This window comes from Lyngbya aestuarii BL J (genome assembly GCF_000478195.2).
GTDB classification, from domain to species: Bacteria; Cyanobacteriota; Cyanobacteriia; order Cyanobacteriales; family Microcoleaceae; genus Capilliphycus; species Capilliphycus aestuarii.
Genome location: NZ_AUZM01000257.1, coordinates 1 through 945, shown reverse-complemented (window position 1 = coordinate 945; position 945 = coordinate 1). Strand labels below are relative to the sequence as shown.

The window sequence follows — 945 nt, the reverse complement described above, 5'->3', positions numbered from 1 at the left end:
AGTAGTATACATTATCTAAACGTTCGAGGAGAAATGCCACTGCTACTCCGGCTGCTAAACCGCCAAAAATACCCGTCATAATTTGATTGATTAAATTGTCCGCAGGCGCACCCGGACGAGCGGGAGGAGATAGAACTTGCCAGGGAACTTCTGTTTGAGCGCCTTCAATTTGTAGAGATTCTCGTTTTTCTAAAAAGCGATTGAGACTGTTGGTTGCAATGGTTAAATCCCGTTGTAAATCAGTATATTGACGGTCTAAAGTCGGCATTTGTTCAAGTTGACGATTGACTTGGGTTTCGGCTTGAGAAATAGCATTTAAACGAACTTGTAATAATAATAGTTCATTGGTGACAGCAGCGACTTGAGAGCCTAAAACTTGTTGAGCTTCTTGACTCAGTAAAGGCATTAAGTTTTGGCGTTGGTTGAGTAGGTTTTTGATTGGAGCGCTGTTAGAACGGTAGCGGGTAGATTCTAAGGCAATTAGGGTTTCAATTTGTCGGATTTGACCGATTAATTGTTGATAGTTTGCCGAAGAATTTAAAACAGCAATTGCTCCTTCATCTTGTTGTAATATTGAGTAGCGGGTTTGAACTTCAACTAATTGTTTTTGAGTTTCAAACTTTTCAGCCGATAAATTTTCAGCTTGAGCGGATAATTTTTGGGCTTGAGTTTGCGGATCGATAAAATTATATTGTTGTCGAAATCGTTCGAGTCTGGCTTGTAAGGTATCCACTCGATTGATTAATTCGGGTAATTGTTCATCTACAAAGAGTAATCCTTGACGGAGATTTGTTTGTTGTTCTTGGAGAGAATATCTTAAATAACCAATTGCTAATTGATCGAGTACAAATTTCACCCGCTCTGGATTAGAGTCTTTATAACGAATATTTAATATTTTTGTTTCTCCTTGTCTAAAAATAGATAATTTACTGATAATCGAACCAT

1 protein-coding gene is annotated in these 945 nt (G+C 38.0%); it reads right to left on the bottom strand.

The features are described from left to right. Nucleotides 1–945, bottom strand: a 945-nt coding sequence (locus tag M595_RS31420; RefSeq protein WP_023069909.1) for a GumC family protein, incomplete at both ends; no start/stop codon positions are given.